This is a genomic window from Actinocorallia lasiicapitis (assembly GCF_054778695.1).
This window is the reverse complement of record NZ_BAAGZI010000488.1, coordinates 1-3817: the sequence shown is the minus strand read 5'-3', so window position 1 is coordinate 3817 and position 3817 is coordinate 1. Positions and strand designations below refer to the sequence as shown.

The following is a 3817-nucleotide window of genomic DNA, read 5'->3' as shown; positions in this document are numbered from 1 at the left end:
GACGGGGTGCCCGCCGAGGACGGCCGGCGCTTCACGCTCACCGTGTCGGGCCCCGTCACCGAGGAGCTCCGGATCGCGGCCGGGCCGCTCGCCCCGGCCCCCGACCCGCGGCCGGACGCCCTGCTCGCGCTGCTCACCTCGGCCCAGTACGGCCACGACGCCAAGCTCACCCTCTGGAAGATCCTCTCCAGTGATCTTCCAGAGGGCGCGAAGCTGGCCGCGCTCCAGGCGGAGGACGTCCCGCCGGCGCTGCTCTCGGCGATCACGGAGCTGATGTCCGTCCGCTGAGAGCGCGACAGGCCGACGGCCTTTACGCAGTAAGGTTGAGGGCGGCCATGAGCTGGGGCAGGGCGAGACGGAGCTCGCGCTGCCAGTAGTTCCAGGTGTGGCCGCCCGGTGCGTAAAGATGCGCGGTGACGGGGATGCCCGCCGCCTGCAGCTTGCCGATGGTCGCCTTGGCCTGCTTGTGGACGGCCTGCTCCACACCGTCGGGGAACAGTCCGCCGGAACCGTCGCCCGCGGCGATGTACAGCGACGTGCCGCGGAGTTTCAGCGCCTGCTCGTAAGGATCATTCGCCACCCAGATCGCGCGCTGCGCCGGGACGGCGGGGTCGCCCCAGACCCGCTTCCAGTCCGCCCAGCAGGCGAGGCCCGGCTTGTCGAGGCCGCCGTCGCCGACCCCGGTGTGCAGCGGGTTCAGATTGCCGCTGAAGGAGGCCACCGCCTTGTAGAACCCGGCGTGGTTGGCGGCGAGTTTCAGCGAGCCGAGCCCGCCCATCGAGTTGCCCGCCACGGCACGGACCGGCGACGCCCGGTACTGGCGTTCCAGGAGTTGCGGCAGGTCGGACGTCAGGTAGGTCTCCCAGCGGGGGACGCCGCCGGCTCCGTAGTTCCACCAGTCGCTGTAGGCGCTGCACCAGGACGTGTCGGGCAGGACCACGATCATGTCGCGTCCGGCTGTCGCGGCTTTCAGGTCGGTCTTGTCGCTCCACGACCTGTAGTCGTCGAACCCGCCGTGCAGCAGCCAGAGCGTCGGCCAGGTGCGTCCCGCGTCCGGCGCCCATCCGGGCGGCAGCAGCAGCCGCACCGCCCGCCGCCCACCCTCCACATTCGGCGAAACCACGGTCAGATCAAGGGTCCGCGCATCAATCCGTTTGCTGGACGCGACATACACCCCCGAATCCGTGGCTGCTCGCCCCGGGAGGGCGAAGGTGACGGCGAGGAGAAACGTCAGCACGAAGCTGAAGGTGCGCATTATCACGGCACCCTCCGGGGAGGCTATGTCCAGTAATGGACATATGCCCCAGAGCAGGACAAACCACTCCTGGTCAGAGGAGTGACTTGACAGCCTCCTGCGCGGCCAGCCGCATCCGGGCGTGGAGCGCGGCGTTCGCCTCGCGGTCGGTGCGGGCCTCGATGATCCGCAACCCGTCGCCCGCGAGCGCGCGGCTCAGCCCGGACGCCGCGTCCAGGCGCGTGTACGGGATGCCGTGCGCCCCCGCCAGCTGCTCCAGATCGACACCGTGCGGCGTGCCGAAGACCCGCTCGAACGGGCCGCGCAGCGACGCCTGCGGCAGCAGCGAGAAGATCCCGCCGCCGTCGTTGTTGACCACGACCAGCGCCAGATCGGGACGGCGCTCGTGCGGGCCGACGATCAGCCCGTTCTGGTCGTGCAGGAACGCCAGATCGCCGAGCAGCGCGTACGAGCGTCCCGAATGGCCGAGCGCCATGCCCATCGCCGTCGAGACCAGCCCGTCGATCCCGCTGGCGCCGCGGTTGGCGAGGATCCGCAGGCCGCGGCGCGGCCGCATCGTCTGGTCCAGATCGCGAATCGGCATCGACGCCGACGTGAACAGCAGCGACCCGCCGGGGATCGTCGCGACCAGGTCCCGCGCCAGCCGCGGCTCGGTCACCTCGTCCGACTCCTCCAGCACCTCGTCGACCGCCGCCGACGCCGCCTGGTCGGCCGCGCGCCACGACTTCAGCCAGCCGTCGTCCCCGGACACCACCGGGATCTCGACCTCCTGGGCGACCTGGGTCGCCGACCGCACCGGGTCGGGCCAGCGCGCCAGCGACGAGGTCACCACGACGTGCTGGCGGGCCCGGCGCAACATGCCCAGCAGCGGCTTGGACAGCCCCGGCTTGCCGAGCGTCACCACCACCTCGGGCTCGTGCCGCTCCGCGAACTCCTGCACCCCGAGCAGGAAATGGTGCGACGACAGCGCGTGGTCGCCGTACCTGGCGTTGCCGATCGGCTCCGACAGCACCGGCCAGCCCGCCATCGACGCGGCCGCCACATACCGCTTGACGTTCACCGCCCCGTCGCCGACCACCAGCACACCGCGCCGTGTCGGCGGGACGTGCAGCACCGACCCGGTCGACGGGCCCCGCACCTTCGTCCACGCCGACGCCCCGTTGCCCTCCAGCGGCTCACACCACGAGTCGTCGCCGTTGGGGATCAGCGGCTCCCGGAACGCGACGTTCAGATGCACGGGCCCCGGATCGGGCACCAGCGACGCCCCGAACGCCCGGCTCGTCATCGACCGCCAGTACGCCACCATCCCCGGCCGCTCCTCGGGTACCCCGACCTCGGCCACCCACCGCACCGACGACCCGTAGAGCTTCACCTGGTCGATGGTCTGGTTGGCGCCCGTGCCGCGCAGTTCAGGCGGCCGGTCCGCGGTCAGCAGCAGCAGCGGGATCCCCGACTCCGACGCCTCGATCACCGCCGGATGGAAGTTCGCCGCCGCCGTCCCCGAGGTGCAGACCAGCGCCACCGGCCGGCCCGTCCGCTTCGCCAGGCCCAACGCCAGGAACGACGCCGACCGCTCGTCGACCCGGACGTGCAGCCGCAGCCGGTCGGCGCGTTCCGCCTCGTCCAGGGCGAGCGCCATCGGCGCCGACCGGGACCCGGGCGCCAGCACCGCGTCGGTCAGGCCGCACCGCAGCAGCTCGTCCACCAGGACCGTCGCCAGCGCCGTCGCCGGATTCACCGCACTCCCCCTGTTCAGTTCCACGCGTTTCAGACCTACGGTTCACAGCACCGGTTCGGGCTCCGGCAGGCCCCGGTTCAGCCGCCGTCGGCGAGCGCCGCGCGGGCGACCCATCCGGCGGCGTCCACCTCGTACCGCCGCAACGCCGCCTCGTCGACGGCCGGACGGCGCACCGCGATGCACCCGTCCACCACTTCGAGCGGTGCGGCGACCACGTCGCCCTCCATGAGCTGCAACGTCGCCAGCCCGCACGCGTACGGCAGCTCCGGCAGAGCGGCGGCGAGCGCCAACCCGGCCGCCAGCCCGACCGAGGTCTCCACCGCACTCGACACCACCACCGGCAGCCCGATCTCCTCGGCCACCTCCAGCGCCGCCTCGACCCCGCCCAGCGGCTGGAACTCCAGGACCGCGATGTCCGCGGCCTCGGCGTCCCGCACCCGGTAGGGGTCTTCGGCCCGGCGGATCGACTCGTCGGCCGCGACCGGCACCGACACCCGGCGCCGTACCGCGGCCAGCTCCTCCACCGAAGGGCACGGCTGCTCAACGTACTCCAGCGTGAACCGGTCCAGCAGCCCGATCATCCGAATGGCCTGATCGACCGTCCAGCCGCCGTTCACGTCGATCCGCACCCGGCCGCCGGGGCCGAGCGCGTCACGGACCGCCTCGACCCGCGCCAGGTCCTCGGACTCGGCCTGGCCGCGCTCGGCGACCTTCACCTTCGCCGTCCGGCACCCCGACGACGCCAGCACGATCTCCAGCGCCCGTTCGGGGCCCACCGCGGGCACCGTCACGTTCACCGGGATCCGGTCGCGCAGCGGCGCGGG

4 protein-coding genes are annotated in these 3817 nt (G+C 72.5%); 1 reads left to right on the top strand and 3 read right to left on the bottom strand.

Going from position 1 to position 3817, the window contains the following annotated elements; genetic code table 11:
• The coding region (locus tag ACYVE7_RS30810; RefSeq protein WP_460369676.1) for a hypothetical protein at positions 1–288 on the top strand (288 nt) is incomplete at its 5' end.
• 22 nt (positions 289–310) lie between these two features.
• Here ACYVE7_RS30810 and ACYVE7_RS30805 read toward each other — a convergent pair.
• The 3 genes from ACYVE7_RS30805 to ACYVE7_RS30795 form a co-directional block, all read right to left on the bottom strand.
• Complete coding sequence (locus tag ACYVE7_RS30805) at positions 311–1255, bottom strand: alpha/beta hydrolase (protein WP_460369674.1); 945 nt, start codon at positions 1253–1255, stop codon at positions 311–313.
• Positions 1256–1328: 73 nt separating this feature from the next.
• Complete coding sequence (gene menD, locus ACYVE7_RS30800; protein ID WP_460369672.1) at positions 1329–2993, bottom strand: 2-succinyl-5-enolpyruvyl-6-hydroxy-3-cyclohexene-1-carboxylic-acid synthase; 1665 nt, start codon at positions 2991–2993, stop codon at positions 1329–1331.
• A 77-nt stretch (positions 2994–3070) separates the two neighbouring features.
• A partial coding sequence (locus tag ACYVE7_RS30795; protein WP_460369671.1) for an o-succinylbenzoate synthase occupies positions 3071–3817 on the bottom strand: 747 nt, incomplete at its 5' end.

What these genes read in the sequence shown, in the direction of transcription:
- ACYVE7_RS30805 (WP_460369674.1), bottom strand. Translation starts at nt 1,255, where the DNA reads ATGCGCACCTTCAGCTTCGTGCTGACGTTTCTCCTCGCCGTCACCTTC.